Here is a 14,262-nt window from a genome sequence, read left to right as displayed (position 1 = left end):
CGCAGAGGCTTGTTTTGCGATACCTCCGAGCGACTGTGCCGGGAGCGCGGTTTTCCGCTGAGCCACAAGACTGCAACACTAACTCTCAGAAATGAGAGGCCGATCCTCTGAGCAGGACTTTTGTCCTCAATCCCCTGCAAACGTCTGGTTACAATCCCTGCATATCTTCAATACCCATAATTCAGGAATTGTTATGACTGCACATATTAATGCTAAACCGGGTGATTTTGCGCCAACTGTGATTATGCCGGGCGATCCTCTACGCGCGAAGTTTATTGCCGAAAACTATTTAATGGATTGCCGCGAAGTTACCAATGTGCGCAATATGTTGGGCTATACCGGTCTTTATTTTGGACAACCTGTTTCGGTAATGGGACACGGCATGGGCATTCCTTCAATGACGCTTTATGCCCATGAGCTGGTACATGATTTTGGCGTGCAGAGAATTATTCGCGTCGGTAGCCTGGGGGCAACTCAACATCATGTCAAAATGCGCGATATTATCCTTGCCGTCGCTGCCGGAACGGATTCCGTTACTAATTTAAAACGTAGCGCGGGCTACGCAATGGCGGCGTCTGCGCATTTTCCATTATTACAGCAGGCGTGGACGTTGGCACAAAAGGCCGGAATCGATATTAAGGTCGGTAACGTCTTCAGTGGCGACCTTTATTACGACCCTGACGAAAATTTAATTCCGGCACTGGAAAAATTCGGTGTGCTGGGGGTGGATATGGAAGTAGCTGGACTGTATGCACTAGCGCATCAGTTTAGTATTGAAGCACTGGCTATTTTAACCGTATCCGATCATTGCCTGACAGGAGAAGAAACGACGGCAGAGGAACGACAGTTAACCTTTAAAAATATGATAGAGCTGGCGCTAAATACGGCCGTTACGGCTTAGCCCCGTCTTTTAATTGAACCAATCAGAGATGGCATTATATGAAGAATAAAATAGCACTTACGCTGATTAGTTTTCTGGCAAATTTTATTATGGCAGGGTTTGCCAGCCAATTCGGCATGCTGATTGAACCGATTGCAGTACGCTACAGTGCCGATGTAAATACTGTCGCCTCAATATTTTCGTTACTCAATGGCGGAGCACTAGCTGGGACCATCGCCGCCTTTTTCCTGATAGAAAAAATCGGTGTGAAGCGTATGACGCTGATTATCTATTCGATAGTGTTCCTCTGCGCGCTGGCAATGCACTTAAGCCCCGGCTTATGGCCGGTGATGGTCGCCATGACCTTAGTGGGATTCTGCGGCGGTATTGGTCTGTGCGTGGCGGGAACAATCGTGGTTTCGGTTTGGCAGGATCGTATACAGAGCACGATGCTGGTGGTTCAGGATGCCACCTTTAACGTTGCGGGCGTGGTTTTTCCGCTGATCACTACCTTTGCCCTGACGCATAATATGTCGTGGAGTTATAGCTACCTTAGCGTTGGCATAGTGGCCTTACTCACGCTGGGAGTTGTGATACTAACCCGCTTCAATGCCTGCGAAACGGCTCCTGCGGCGGATCGCACAGATGCAGTGAAATCAGAGTGGAATCCTGGGATTATCAGCGGCGGTATAGGTCTGTTTTTAGGCATGCTGGCGCTGTATACCTTCCTCACCTGGGCACCGTTATTTGTGAAGAACAAGTTTGGTATTCCATTTGAAGAGGCCGGGAATATTATTACCCAATACTGGGGGGCTGCGCTGGTCGGGGCGTTAGTATCTACCGTGATTGTTTCCCGGGTGAAGATCCATTATTTCCTGCTCAGTATTATTCTTCTGGCGTGTGTGATTACTACTATTATCGTTACGAAAGAACAGATCTCTGGGCTTGATTATCTCGCTTACAGTTATGGGTTTGTCTGTGCGGCGTTGTATAACTCCTTTATTGCTTATGGCGTTTCGTTTGTTAAGCGTGCGAGTAGTCAGAACGTTTCTTATATTTTAATTAGTGGTAGCGCCGGGGCTATGTTTAGTCCTGCGATCAGTGCTCTGATGGAAAAAACGATGGGATTGCAGAAAATAATGTATGCAATACCGGTGTTGTATTTAATTATCTTCGTCATGCTGATGGGGACACTCAAACTCAAACGTAAATAAATACAGTAATAACGCTTACCTCCTTAATTAGATAGCCAGCCGCCACACCCTTTATCGGGTGGGGCGACACACAACCTTACTCAAAGGAATTGAAAATGCTGAAGAAAAAAATATCAATGCTTAAAAAAACAGTTCTGGGCACTGTAATTGCTATCAGCTGTACGCAAGCTCTTGCGGCTGATTATACCGATGGCAATATTCGTAAAAATGATTTTAACTGGATGCAATTGAATTTAATGCAAAGTGTGGATGCGAAAGTACCGTATGGTATTCGTAATGACACCTATCTGGAACTGGAGTTCGGTGCACGTTCCGGAATTATCGATTTGTATGGTTATGTCGATTTCTTCGATATTTTAGACAGCAAGCAGGACGATCGTCACGGTGGTGATAACTTCTTCGCCAAGATATCTCCGCGGTTTTCCCTGGATGCTATTTTCAATAAAGATTTATCCGTTGGTCCATTTAACGAATTTTATATCGCGACGGTGAATAACATCGGCGATCGAGAATTGTTTGAACATTATGTCGGTTTAGGTACGGATGTTAAGGTCCCATGGTTTGGTATGGTGGGAATGAACATCTATGCCCACTATGTTCGTGAAAACTATGGCGCGGATAACGAAGGCAAGTGGGATGGTTACATGTTCTCGACCAACTGGTCGACGCCGTTCTATACCTTCGCTAACGGCAGCTATCTCAACTATCAGGGATATTTTGACTATCAGTTTGCCGCTAACAAGATTGCTAACCAGCCGCTGTATAGCAATAACGCGATTGAATGGTATAACGGAATTTACTGGCATTCAGAGCACTATGCGGTAGGTTATGGATTGAAGTATTTCCGCAATATGGCATTGATGGAAAATCACGGTGGAGCAGGGCGCACCACCGGTCTTGGGCACTACTTCAACCTCACCTATAAGTTCTGATAGCGACCCGACGGCACACCAACACTCAGAATGGTTGGTGTGTCAGTCAATGATGTCGTTACCGAGAAATTGGCGTAAACCTTCCAGATCCTTAATCTCCAGACCTTGTTTCGTACGCGTTACCAGCCCGGCATCCGTCAACGCTTTTACCGCCCGTCGATATACCCTGTCGGTCGTGCCGAATCGCTCCGCTTCCTGATATTTTTTATGAAAACCATCCATCGGTTGCTTGTTCTGATGCTGGCGATACAGGTCGTACGCTACGTTGTGTACGATTGGGTAGAGCATCCGGTGCAGGAAAATTTCTAACATATCCTGATAGTCAACGGCCATCGCGCTGGCGAAAAATATCGCCAGTCTGGGGTGTTGGTTCAGCGCCTCTTCCAGGCGTTCACAGCTGCACACTGCTACGGTCAGCGGCTCTTCGGCTACGATATCCAGTTGGCAGCGGTAACCGGTAAAAAACTCCATTTCTCCAAACAGTTGTTCATCACATTCCATTGCGCCCAGTTGAAAACGACGCCCATTCTCAGCGCTGTAGCGCAAAGAAATTCTGCCCGACTGCACCATAATCAGTCGATCAACAATTTGTCCCTGGCGATAGAGATATTCATCTTCCAGGATAATCTGAGTTTCAGAGAGCAACTCCTGGAATATTTTCTCGATTAAGGCATCATCCTGCTGCCAGATATTGTGAAAACGACCTTTAGTGAGGGGTTTAAGCTGCATGGCCTAACGTCTTATGGTTTGAGATATTTCTTATTCTGACTGTATGCCATTCGCTGAGCAATGTCATTAAGCGTGGACACTGGATCATAAAAGGGCCAGCGCGATGCTGACCCCAACGTACTACGGATGGCTGATAAAGCGAGACAGGCGCTGGCGCAACACGCGGTTTTCCTGACGCAACTGCGCGTTCTCTTCTAACAACGTCAGCGCAACGGCGATTCCCGGCCAGTCAAGCTCCAGCTCCTGGCGCAGGCGCATTGCGCGTCGCATTACGGTCAGGGCATGATCGTCAAAGGTCTCGTCTTCATGGGGTTCAATCACCCCTAAGCCGACAATCTCATGCAGTTCCTCTTCTGATACACCGGTGTACAGGCAAAATTCGGTAATGGTAAAGGTGACGGTGACATTAGCCATTATGCTTTCCCCCACTCTTTGCGCGGATCAAAGGTCTTTTGTGCATCTGCCAGCTGTTGCCACAGAGCGGCGCTGGCGTCGTCAGGTTTCGGCGGCATCACGATTTTGATCACCGCGTACAAATCGCCGGTATGTTTTTTACTCACCAGACCTTTGCCCTTAATGCGTAACCGCTGCCCGGCCTGACTGCCCGCAGGGATGGTTAACAGGATGCTTTCTTTCAGCGTAGGTACGGTCACTTTCGCGCCCAAAGCGGCTTCCCACGGTGCAACGGGAACGACAACTTCCAGATCCTGATTGACGATATCAAACAGTGGGTGCGGTGCGATATGAATCACCAACCACAAATCACCGTTCGGTCCTCCGTTTTCACCAGGGGTACCCTGGCCTTTCAAACGGATACGCTGACCGTTGCCCACGCCTGCCGGGATTTTGACGTTCAGCGTTTTGGGAATTTCCCGTTCAACCATACCGAAGGCATTGTAAACCGGCAGGTTGTAACTGATAGTGCGGCTATGCTCAGTGAGCGTTTCTTCGAGGAATACGGCAACTTCAATTTCAATATCGTGTCCGCGGCTGGCATGGCGCTGTCGCGTGTGGTGTGCATGCTGACCAAAAATGGAGGAGAAAATATCGTCGAAATTTTCGGCGCTGTAGTTTTTGTTCTCTCCTTGCTGGAATTGACGGTTGAACTGAGGGTCGTTGCGGTGCTGCCACAACTGGTCGTACTCGGCGCGTCGCTGTTCATCACTCAGTACTTCCCAGGCTTCAGCGACCTCTTTGAACCGGGCTTCTGCGTCAGGCTCTTTGCTGACATCAGGATGGTATTTACGGGCGAGTCGACGATAGGCGGTCTTGATTGTCTTGAGATCGTCTGTCGGTTTCACGCCCATAATGGCGTAATAATCCTTTAATTCCATAGCGTTCTCTCGTGTAAATCAACACTTGCAGAAGGTGAACCCTGACAAAAGGTGTCACCGCTAAGTTTAGGGTAATCCTGATAACGGCGAATGCCAACCGGGAAGAAAGGATATCGTTATAAACAATGGAGTCGCACCACCAACAGCGCTTTACAAGGTTGTGGCGTCTGTTGTGTGGTGCGAATAGTCGGGTTAGCGAAATATCAGGATTTGGTGATCAGGAAGCGGACCGTATCTGCATAGTTCTGTACGAAAGAATTAAGGTCATCTGATTTCAGCCCCTTCGGATTGATCATATATTTACCGTTAATAAAAATGGCAGGCACACCTTTTAAATCTACAGCTTTAGCCATTTCCTGTTGTTTGGCGGTGAGCGATTTCACAGCAAAGCTATTCCACGCGGCATCATAATCGCTGGCGCTAACACCGGCGTTGATAAATACGTTACGAATATCGTCTGCTGTCTTAATCGTTTGTTTTTTCTGCACGGCATCAAACAACAATGGTTTCACTTTGTCCTGCACGTTCAGGAGAATGGCGACGGACCAGGCATGCGTCATGTCTTGCCCCAAAGGGCCTAAAAAGTCGACGTGATACTCGGTGAGTTTGACATCAGCAGGCAGAACTTTTTTCACGTTATCAGTCACTTTAAACACTTCATCATATTGATAGCATGAAGGGCAGTAAAACGAGAAAAACTTCAGCGCCGCCGGTGCTGTAGCGACAGGTTTCTCAAGTGAGATAAATTCTTTGCCGTCGGTAAATGTTGCGGCCTGAGCGCTAACTGTGAAAAGTAATCCAATCAGGGGTAATAAATATTTTTTCATTTCCATATACTCTAAATAACATTTATTAAACAAGTTGTTCTTGAAATGAACCGGTGTCCATTGCGTTTCGCTATAATACGATATTCACATTGCAAATGTGCTGGCCCTTACTTTCATTTACGCATCAATACATGGCGGTACATTCGAGGTGTCTTGTTTTCTGCTGATGTGAAATATTACCGGGTATCCTTTATAAATAATGAATAATAACTAGCGTGACATTTTAATGGGTATTTGATTCGCAATGTTATACTGTAATAAATAATGCTGAAAATATGATTGGTAATCATTTCACGTATAGCGTGTTTATTGCGCGAGGGTGTGTATAACCTTCAAATAGCAGGACATAACTTTACAGCGCAAAGGTTGCTAAAACCTGGCGAGTGGTTAAGATAACCCGCATCAATCAGTGAGGGTAGAATGGCGAAACGTCAACGGCTGGGATGGTGGTTCCTCTGTCTGGCATGTGTTGTGGTGATGGTTTGCACCGCGCAGCGCATGGCGGGCCTGCATGCGTTGCAGATGAACACCGTTGCTCCAAACGTTGTCACAAGCGAACAAGCGCAACCTGATGAGGCTGCCCCGGTTACGCCATGTGAACTGAGTGCGAAGTCGTTACTGGCTGCGCCACCGGTACTGTTTGAGGGCATTATTCTGGCGCTGTGTCTGCTGCTGTCGCTGCTGGCACCAGTGCGGGCGTTTCGTTTACCTTTTTTCCCACCGCGAGCCATCTCGCCGCCCACTCTTAGGGTACATCTCCGATTTTGCGTCTTCCGTGAATGAATAGAACAGCCGTTGCTGACTGTTAGATAATTATTCACGGAGAAAAACTATGATGACTGTTTTCAGGCAGGCGCTGCTCTGTCTGTTATTACTCTGGCTGCCCGTATCCTGGGCGGCTGAACCCGGCTGGCTACGTTCACCCGATAACGATCACGCCAGTGTGCGATTACGTGCCGATACGTCAGTCGCCGGTGAAACCCGTCTGCTGCTGGATGTTAAACTGGAAGATGGCTGGAAAACCTACTGGCGTTCACCGGGGGAGGGGGGCGTCGCGCCGTCTATCGCCTGGAAGAGCGAAATGCCCACGGTTGACTGGTTCTGGCCAACCCCTGCGCGTTTTGAGGTCGCCAATATCACCACCCAGGGGTATCACGATCGGGTGACGTTCCCGATGATGGTGCGCGGCAGATCGCCCGCCACGCTTAGCGGCGTGTTGACGCTATCCACCTGTAGCAACGTTTGCCTGTTGACGGATTTCCCTTTTTCCGTAACGCCCACCGCCGGGGATCCGACTTTTGCGCATGACTACGCTCAGGCGATGGGGCAGATCCCGCTCGCCAGTGGCCTGACTGATTCTCTTCATGCCGGAGCGCGTGCCGGAGAGCTGGTCGTTGAGGCGCAGCGCGCCGGAGGCTGGACTGCGCCTGGGTTGTATCTGGATGCCGTAGATGATGCGGATTTTGGTATGCCGCAAATCCAGGTTGACGGGGAAACGCTACGCGCCACGGTACCTGTACATGATGGCTGGGGGGAAGGTGCGCCGGATCTGCGCGGTAAGTCGGTCACGCTGGTTCTGGCTGATAACGGCGTGGCGCAGGAAAGCCGTCTTGCTATTGGTGAAGCGCCAGCCAGTGATAACGCCTCACTCCCGCTGTGGCAGGTGGCGCTAATGGCGCTATTGGGCGGGTTGATTCTCAACCTGATGCCCTGCGTGTTACCGGTGCTGGGCATGAAGCTGGGTTCGATTTTACTGGTCGAGGAAAAAAGCCGCCGCCAGATTCGTCGTCAGTTCCTCGCATCGGTAGCCGGAATACTGGTCTCCTTTATGGCTCTGGCGCTATTGATGACGGTACTGCGGTTAACCAATCAGGCGCTTGGCTGGGGGATCCAGTTCCAGAATCCGTGGTTCATTGGCGTTATGGTGTTGGTGATGCTGACGTTTAGCGCCAGCCTGTTCGGGTGGTTTGAATTCCGCTTGCCTTCGGCGATGACCACCACGCTGGCGACTCACGGCGGCAACGGTCTGTCGGGGCATTTCTGGCAAGGCGCATTTGCGACCCTGCTCGCCACGCCGTGCAGTGCCCCGTTTCTGGGAACGGCGGTGGCGGTGGCGCTGACGGCCTCATTACCGACGCTGTGGGGGCTGTTTATCGCGCTGGGTCTCGGGATGAGCCTACCGTGGCTGCTGGTGGCCCTACGTCCCGGTCTGGCGCTGCGCCTGCCGCGGCCGGGGCGCTGGATGAATATCCTGCGGCGTCTGCTCGGCGTGATGATGCTGGGTTCGGCTATCTGGCTTGCGACATTGCTGCTCCCGCATTTAGGGCTGGCAGGGCAAAGTAGCGCTAAAGAGAGCGTCAACTGGCAGCCGCTTAGCGAGCAGGCAATTGAAGAGGCGTTGGCGCAACACAAACGTGTGTTTATTGACGTCACAGCGGACTGGTGCATTACCTGTAAGGTAAATAAATACAACGTTTTGCATAAAGATGACGTCCAGGCCGCGTTGCAACAGCCGGATGTGGTGGCGCTGCGCGGCGACTGGACGCTCCCTTCTGAAGCCATCACCGAATTTCTGAAAAAACGCGGCCAGGTTGCTGTGCCGTATAACCAAATTTATGGCCCCGGTCTGCCGGAAGGTCAGGCGTTGCCAACGTTGTTAACCCGCGATGCGGTACTGCAAACGTTGAATGATGCCAAAGGAGTCACCCCATGAAGATGATGATTGTTCTGCTGTTAACCCTGTTTTCCGTCGTCAGCGTGGCGAAAGAGCCTGCGCCATTTACCCCGGAACAGGAAAAGCAAATCGAAGCGCTTATCCAGGAAGCCCTGTTTAACGATCCCAACAGTCCACGTATTGGTGCAAAGCAGGCGAAACTGACGCTGATAAACTTTACCGATTACAACTGTCCATACTGTAAACAGCTCGATCCGATGCTGGAGAAAATTGTGCAGAAATATCCTGACGTGGCGGTGGTCATTAAACCCCTGCCATTTAAAGGGGAAAGTTCGGAACTGGCGGCGCGGACCGTGCTGACCACCTGGCATCAGTATCCGCAGCAGTTTCTGGCGCTGCATGAAAAGCTGATGCAGAAGAAGGGCTATCATACTGACGTGAGTATCAAGCAGGCCCAGGAAAAAGCGGGCGCCACTCCGGTGACGCTGGACGCGCAAAGTGCTGAAACGCTGAGCACGAATCTGCAACTGGCGCGACTGGTCGGGGTGCAAGGTACTCCTGCAACGATTATTGGCGATGAACTCATTCCCGGCGCGGTACCGTGGGAAACGCTTGAGGAAGTCGTAAAAGAAAAACTGGCGGCAGCCAATGGTCAGTAAGCTGCGCCGCTGGCTGCGCGAAGGGGTGATCTTACTGGCGTTGTTAGCCGGTGTGATGCTGCTGATGGATGCCTGGCGTGCGCCACAGCTCCCCGCCTCGTTTGACAGTACGCCTTTACAAACGCTGGATGGTGAAACCGTCACGCTGGCGGCGCTGAGTCAAAACGAGCCGGTATTGCTCTATTTCTGGGCAAGCTGGTGCGGCGTGTGTCGCTTCACGACGCCGGAAGTCGCCAGGCTACGTTCGGAAGGGGAAAACGTGATGACCATTGCGCTACGCTCCGGTAATGAAGCCGAGGTATCCCGCTGGCTGTCGCGAAAAGGCGTGGACTTTCCGGTCATCAATGATGCAAACGGGGCCATTTCCCACAGTTGGGCAGTCAGCGTCACGCCCACGCTGGTGGTGATGTCGCAAGGCCGGGTGATGTCTACAACCAGCGGCTGGACCAGCTACTGGGGCATGAAGCTTCGGCTGTGGTGGGCGAAAACGTTCTGATAATCGTGCCGGGGAAACCCGGCATTTTTTATGCTGCCGTCGCTAAAACGGGAGGACATATTTCGTTGTCTGGCGAAGCAAGCAGGGTGATTGGTGTTCAGAATAGGTCACCTTCTCTTTGCAGGAAAATGCAACATGACGAGTTCTGTAGCGTTTGGACCTTCTCTGGTAATGATGATTGCCGCGACATTTGTCCTCGCAGGCATGGTGAAAGGCGTCACCGGTATGGGGTTACCCACCGTGGCGATGGGAATCCTCGGATCGCTTATTTCGCCGGTTGCCGCAGCGGCAATGCTGCTATTACCCTCACTTATAAGTAATTTGTTCCAGTTTGGCGGCGGTGGTAATACGCGCAGATTACTCAAGCGGCTGTGGCCAATGCTGTTGATGGTGGTGGTAGCGACCCTGCTTGCCAGTGCCTGGATTACCGGCGGCGACACGGCCCGTACCCAGTTTGCGCTCGGCGTAGCGCTGGTGGCTTACGCCATCTGGACGTTGGCGGGTAAGAAGATCGCGGTGGCCGCGCACCGTGAAAAACCGTACTCCCTCGTTATTGGATTCGTTACCGGCTTGCTGACCGGCGGAACCGGCGTATTTGTGATGCCTGCGGTGCCCTGGATCCAATCCCTGGGTTTTGAGAAAGATGAACTGGTGCAGGCGCTGGGGATCTCTTTCACATTTTCAACGCTGGCACTGGCGCTTGGACTGTGGTGGCACAACGCGCTGCCTGCACAGTCGCTGAGCTTATCGGCGTTGGCCATTGTTCCCGCGCTGATTGGTCAGTGGATGGGGACCCGCGTACGTCGGGTTATTTCACCGCTGGTGTTTAAACGCTGTTTTCTGTTGTGTCTGCTCGGACTGGGTGCGGAGATGATGGTGCGTGCGGTGTGACCCTTCGGTGACTTAAGCGCGCTTTCATGGCATCGTTAATTCAGATATTCAGGGCCAACGAGGTCACTATGGCATCGGTGATGTTAAAGGAAGAAGAGGGCGAACTGGAGTCGCGCATGGCGCTCACTGCAGCAGTCATGGCCGATAAATCGCGCTCGCGTATGCTGTGCGCGCTGATGGATGGCCGCGCCTGGACCGCGACCGAACTCAGCGCTGTCGCGGATGTATCCGCTTCAACCGCCAGCGCGCATCTGGCGCGTTTGTGCGAGCAACATTTTGTGGTGGCGCTCGCTCAGGGAAGGCATCGTTATTTTCGCCTCGCAGGCGCAGAGATTGCTGAGCTGCTGGAACGACTGATGGGGGTGGCGTGGGCGACATCTCCTCCTCGAAAAATCACCACGCCCCTGAGCTTGCGGCATGCCCGCACCTGCTACGACCATCTCGCTGGAGAAGTGGCGGTGAGACTGTTTGATACGTTCGTTTCCCGCCAGTGGTTAACGCCGGATGGTGAAACGCTAACTGAACTCGGGCAGGAAAAACTGACGGAAATGGGGATCGTCCTCTTTACTGGCTCAGCACGGCGGAAATTAGCCTGCGGTTGTCTGGACTGGAGTGAGCGACGTTACCATCCTGGCGGCGTGCTTGGCGCAACGCTGCTACGTTGGTTTACCGAACAAAAGTGGATTAAAACGCAGACTGGTAGTCGCCACGTCACCTTTACCCCGCTAGGGATCCGCAAACTCAATAGCGAGTTCGGTATTAAAACAACACGGTAGATGCCCTGTTTTGCGAAAGCGTTCCCGGAAAAATGTCCTGTTTCTGTCACACTCTGTTGTGATTGATAACAACAAGAGGTCGTAGGGATGAATAAATCGTTAATCGCCGCAGCCGTGGCAGGGGCTGTATTAGTGTCAGGCGCCGCGTACGCGCAGACCGCGCCGGAAGGCTATCAGCTTCAGCAAGTATTGATGATGAGTCGGCATAACTTACGTGCACCTTTAGCCAATAACGGCAGCGTTCTTGAGCAGTCCACGCCTAAACAATGGCCGGAATGGGATGTTCCAGGCGGGCAACTCACCACCAAAGGCGGCGTGCTGGAAGTCTATATGGGTCACTACATGCGTGAGTGGCTGGCAGAGCAAGGGATGGTGAAAACGGGCGAATGTCCGGCTCCGGACACGGTCTATACCTATGCGAATAGCCTGCAGCGTACGGTTGCTACGGCGCAGTTCTTTGTCACTGGCGCATTCCCGGGGTGTGACGTTCCAGTTCATCATCAGGAAAAAATGGGTACCATGGATCCCACCTTTAACCCGGTGATCACCGATGATTCTGCCGCCTTCAGCCAGCAGGCCGTCCAGGCGATGGAAAAAGAGCGCAGCAAAATGCAGCTCAGCGACAGCTATCAATTGCTTGAGCAAATGACCGACTACAAAGACTCGCCGTCCTGCAAAGAAAAACAGCAGTGTTCCCTGACCGACGCCAAAGATACGTTCAGCGCCAAATACCAGCAGGAGCCGGGGGTGTCAGGACCATTAAAGGTGGGGAACTCGCTGGTCGATGCTTTTACGCTGCAATATTACGAAGGTTTCCCGATGGACCAGGTCGCCTGGGGGGAAATTAAGTCCGATCAACAGTGGAAGGTGCTGTCGAAGCTGAAAAATGGCTATCAGGACAGCCTGTTCACCTCGCCGGAAGTTGCGCAGAACGTCGCCAAACCGCTGGTGAAATATATTGATAATGCGCTGGTTACCGAACGCGCGAAAGCGCCGAAAATAACCGTGCTGGTGGGGCATGACTCAAACATTGCTTCGCTGCTCACCGCGCTGGATTTCAAACCGTACCAGCTTCACGATCAGAACGAGCGTACGCCGATCGGCGGGAAGATTGTCTTCCAGCGCTGGCATGACAGCAAGGCGAATCGTGATCTGATGAAAATCGAATATGTCTATCAAAGCTCGCAGCAACTGCGTAATGCGGATGTCCTGACGCTGAAATCCCCGGCGCAGCGCGTGACCCTGGAGCTGAAAGGGTGTCCGATAGATGCGAACGGCTTTTGCCCGATCGATAAGTTCGATAGCGTGTTGAATGAGGCGGCGAAGTAAAAGAAAAACTCCCCCGTGCGAGCGGGGGAGTCAGAGCGCTAGACGTTTTTGCGTTCGATAGTCTGTTCACCCCAAAAGAGCGAATCTTTGTCTGTTTTCTCAAAGGCTTTGATGAGCACCTCATCGCTACCTTCTTCCCAAATTTTTTCCGCCAGTTTCTCGTCATAATGCGCGACTTCAAAAATGGCTTCGGCTATTTCCGGCGATGTATTGCGCAGACTTGCCCATTCACCGACGTGATGGGCTTTCGCTTCTTGAGTTGGCATTCGAATCCTCCTGTTGAAGATTAGCCGTTGAGTTTTACTGCCAGACCTGCGACATATTCACCCTGATAGCGGGCAATAGACAACTCTTCCTGACTTGGCTGACGGGAGCCGTCGCCTCCGGCGATAGTGGTTGCGCCGTAAGGCGTACCGCCGCGAACCTGTGAGACATCAAACAGCTCTTGCGCTGCGTAGCCGATAGGCACAATCACCATCCCATGGTGGGCAAGCGTCGTCCAGGTTGAGGTAATGGTTTGTTCCTGACCGCCGCCGGTCCCCGTTGAGCTGAATACGCTGGCGAGTTTGCCGTACAGCGCGCCGGAAGCCCACAGCCCGCCAGTCTGGTCGAGAAAGGTACGCATCTGGCCGGACATATTGCCAAAGCGTGTCGGGGTACCAAAAATGATGGCGTCGTAATCAGCCAGTTCTTGCGGGGTGGCGACTGGTGCATTTTGTGTTTTACCGCCCGCCTTGAGGAAAATCTCAGGCTGCATGGTTTCCGGTACACGCTTAATGATGACTTCCGCGCCGTCTACCTTATTCGCGCCTTCTGCAACTGCATGGGCCATAGTTTCAATGTGTCCGTACATGGAATAATAAAGCACCAGAACTTTTGCCATTTTACACTACTCCTCGAGTTAACCGTGTCCGTAGCGATTCGCTACCTACCTATAAAGATATGACGTACTGTCAGGAGTGCAAATTTCACAAACACTTCTTTGATTTATAACAATTTTTATAACATCCTCTTTTGTTGCAAAATGATACATATTTAACCGGGAGAAATTCGGTAGTCATAAGAAAGGCTTATTGATTTCTTGATGTTATTATTTTGGTTATGCGGCGGATCCTGTTGCAGGATATTACAGTTTGCTGGTCAACAGGCCGGTCTTCACTAAGCTTAATTCCACGTAGCGAAAACAAGGGCATCGCCCAGACGCTGCGTTGAGGTATCACTCCTCAGTACCTATGCAATATGATGTCTAATCAATGACGGAGGTCAGTAATGGCAAACCATCGAGGCGGTTCCGGTAACTTTGCGGAAGACCGCGAAAGAGCATCAGAAGCAGGTCGAAAAGGTGGCCAGCACAGCGGGGGCAACTTTAAGAATGACCCGCAACGCGCTTCAGAAGCAGGCAAGAAAGGGGGCAAAAATAGCCACGGCAACAATAAATCGTAATTATTGCATTGCCTGTTAGTTATGTCGTGACGGTCTCGTGTTTCATCTTATTAGCCGCCACGAAGCCACCGCCGCCGG

The 14,262-nt window shown here is 51.6% G+C and carries 17 protein-coding genes; 11 read left to right on the top strand and 6 right to left on the bottom strand.

The window, feature by feature from the left end:
• Positions 1–193 precede the first annotated feature (193 nt).
• The 3 genes from deoD to FDW92_RS03350 all read left to right on the top strand — a co-directional run bounded on the left by deoD (position 194) and on the right by FDW92_RS03350 (position 3,026).
• Complete coding sequence (gene deoD, locus FDW92_RS03360) at positions 194–901, top strand: purine-nucleoside phosphorylase (protein ID WP_042314143.1); 708 nt, start codon at positions 194–196, stop codon at positions 899–901.
• A gap of 38 nt (positions 902–939) precedes the next feature.
• Entirely contained in the window at positions 940–2,094 is a 1,155-nt protein-coding gene (tsgA, locus tag FDW92_RS03355; RefSeq protein WP_042314140.1) for an MFS transporter TsgA, read from the top strand.
• A gap of 95 nt (positions 2,095–2,189) precedes the next feature.
• On the top strand, positions 2,190–3,026 hold the full coding sequence (locus tag FDW92_RS03350) for an outer membrane protein OmpK (protein ID WP_042314138.1): 837 nt from the start codon (positions 2,190–2,192) through the stop codon (positions 3,024–3,026).
• A gap of 42 nt (positions 3,027–3,068) precedes the next feature.
• Here the strand turns inward: FDW92_RS03350 and FDW92_RS03345 are convergent, their stop codons facing one another.
• From FDW92_RS03345 to dsbA, 4 genes are all read right to left on the bottom strand, one after another.
• Positions 3,069–3,755, bottom strand: coding sequence for a Crp/Fnr family transcriptional regulator (locus tag FDW92_RS03345; RefSeq protein ID WP_042314136.1), 687 nt, complete (start codon positions 3,753–3,755; stop codon positions 3,069–3,071).
• 120 nt (positions 3,756–3,875) lie between these two features.
• A complete protein-coding gene (cbpM, locus tag FDW92_RS03340; protein ID WP_042314134.1) occupies positions 3,876–4,169 on the bottom strand; it encodes a chaperone modulator CbpM in 294 nt (97 codons plus the stop codon).
• On the bottom strand, positions 4,169–5,089 hold the full coding sequence (gene cbpA / locus FDW92_RS03335; protein ID WP_042314132.1) for a curved DNA-binding protein: 921 nt from the start codon (positions 5,087–5,089) through the stop codon (positions 4,169–4,171). Before cbpA ends, cbpM begins: the two co-directional genes overlap by 1 nt.
• 203 nt (positions 5,090–5,292) lie before the next feature.
• Positions 5,293–5,916, bottom strand: a complete 624-nt coding sequence (gene dsbA / locus FDW92_RS03330) for a thiol:disulfide interchange protein DsbA (protein ID WP_042314130.1) — start codon at positions 5,914–5,916, stop codon at positions 5,293–5,295.
• A 420-nt stretch (positions 5,917–6,336) separates the two neighbouring features.
• Here dsbA and FDW92_RS03325 point away from each other — a divergent pair, with 420 nt between their 5' ends.
• From FDW92_RS03325 to agp, 7 genes are all read left to right on the top strand, one after another.
• Positions 6,337–6,699 carry a hypothetical protein gene (locus tag FDW92_RS03325; protein ID WP_042314128.1) on the top strand — a complete coding sequence of 121 codons (363 nt, stop codon included), beginning with the start codon at positions 6,337–6,339 and terminating at the stop codon, positions 6,697–6,699.
• A 49-nt stretch (positions 6,700–6,748) separates the two neighbouring features.
• Positions 6,749–8,629, top strand: coding sequence for a protein-disulfide reductase DsbD domain-containing protein (locus tag FDW92_RS03320; protein ID WP_042314127.1), 1,881 nt, complete (start codon positions 6,749–6,751; stop codon positions 8,627–8,629).
• Entirely contained in the window at positions 8,626–9,249 is a 624-nt protein-coding gene (locus tag FDW92_RS03315) for a DsbA family protein (protein WP_042314125.1), read from the top strand. Before FDW92_RS03320 ends, FDW92_RS03315 begins: the two co-directional genes overlap by 4 nt.
• On the top strand, positions 9,239–9,745 hold the full coding sequence (locus FDW92_RS03310) for a protein disulfide oxidoreductase (RefSeq protein WP_042314123.1): 507 nt from the start codon (positions 9,239–9,241) through the stop codon (positions 9,743–9,745). The genes FDW92_RS03315 and FDW92_RS03310 overlap by 11 nt, the downstream gene beginning before the upstream one ends.
• Before the next feature lie 135 nt (positions 9,746–9,880).
• A complete protein-coding gene (locus FDW92_RS03305; protein ID WP_042314122.1) occupies positions 9,881–10,636 on the top strand; it encodes a sulfite exporter TauE/SafE family protein in 756 nt (251 codons plus the stop codon).
• Between the two features lie 68 nt (positions 10,637–10,704).
• Positions 10,705–11,412: a winged helix-turn-helix domain-containing protein gene (locus FDW92_RS03300; RefSeq protein ID WP_042314119.1), complete on the top strand. Its 708-nt coding sequence runs from the start codon at positions 10,705–10,707 to the stop codon at positions 11,410–11,412.
• Positions 11,413–11,499: 87 nt separating this feature from the next.
• Entirely contained in the window at positions 11,500–12,741 is a 1,242-nt protein-coding gene (gene agp, locus FDW92_RS03295) for a bifunctional glucose-1-phosphatase/inositol phosphatase (protein WP_042314118.1), read from the top strand.
• Between the two features lie 38 nt (positions 12,742–12,779).
• On the opposite strand, the gene FDW92_RS03290 is transcribed toward agp, so the two are convergent.
• Both FDW92_RS03290 and wrbA read right to left on the bottom strand, forming a co-directional pair.
• Positions 12,780–13,007 carry a YccJ family protein gene (locus FDW92_RS03290; protein WP_038639537.1) on the bottom strand — a complete coding sequence of 76 codons (228 nt, stop codon included), beginning with the start codon at positions 13,005–13,007 and terminating at the stop codon, positions 12,780–12,782.
• Between the two features lie 20 nt (positions 13,008–13,027).
• A complete protein-coding gene (gene wrbA, locus FDW92_RS03285; protein ID WP_003036019.1) occupies positions 13,028–13,624 on the bottom strand; it encodes an NAD(P)H:quinone oxidoreductase in 597 nt (198 codons plus the stop codon).
• A 386-nt stretch (positions 13,625–14,010) separates the two neighbouring features.
• Here wrbA and FDW92_RS03280 point away from each other — a divergent pair, with 386 nt between their 5' ends.
• Positions 14,011–14,184 (top strand): general stress protein, encoded by a 174-nt coding sequence (locus FDW92_RS03280; RefSeq protein ID WP_003036022.1) that lies wholly within the window; start codon positions 14,011–14,013, stop codon positions 14,182–14,184.
• The last annotated feature ends 78 nt before the right edge of the window (positions 14,185–14,262 follow it).

Source organism: Citrobacter sp. wls706 (assembly GCF_005281305.1).
GTDB classification, from domain to species: domain Bacteria; phylum Pseudomonadota; class Gammaproteobacteria; order Enterobacterales; family Enterobacteriaceae; genus Citrobacter; species Citrobacter werkmanii.
Note: the sequence above shows the minus strand (reverse complement) of the source record. Positions and strands in the feature narration are given on the sequence as shown.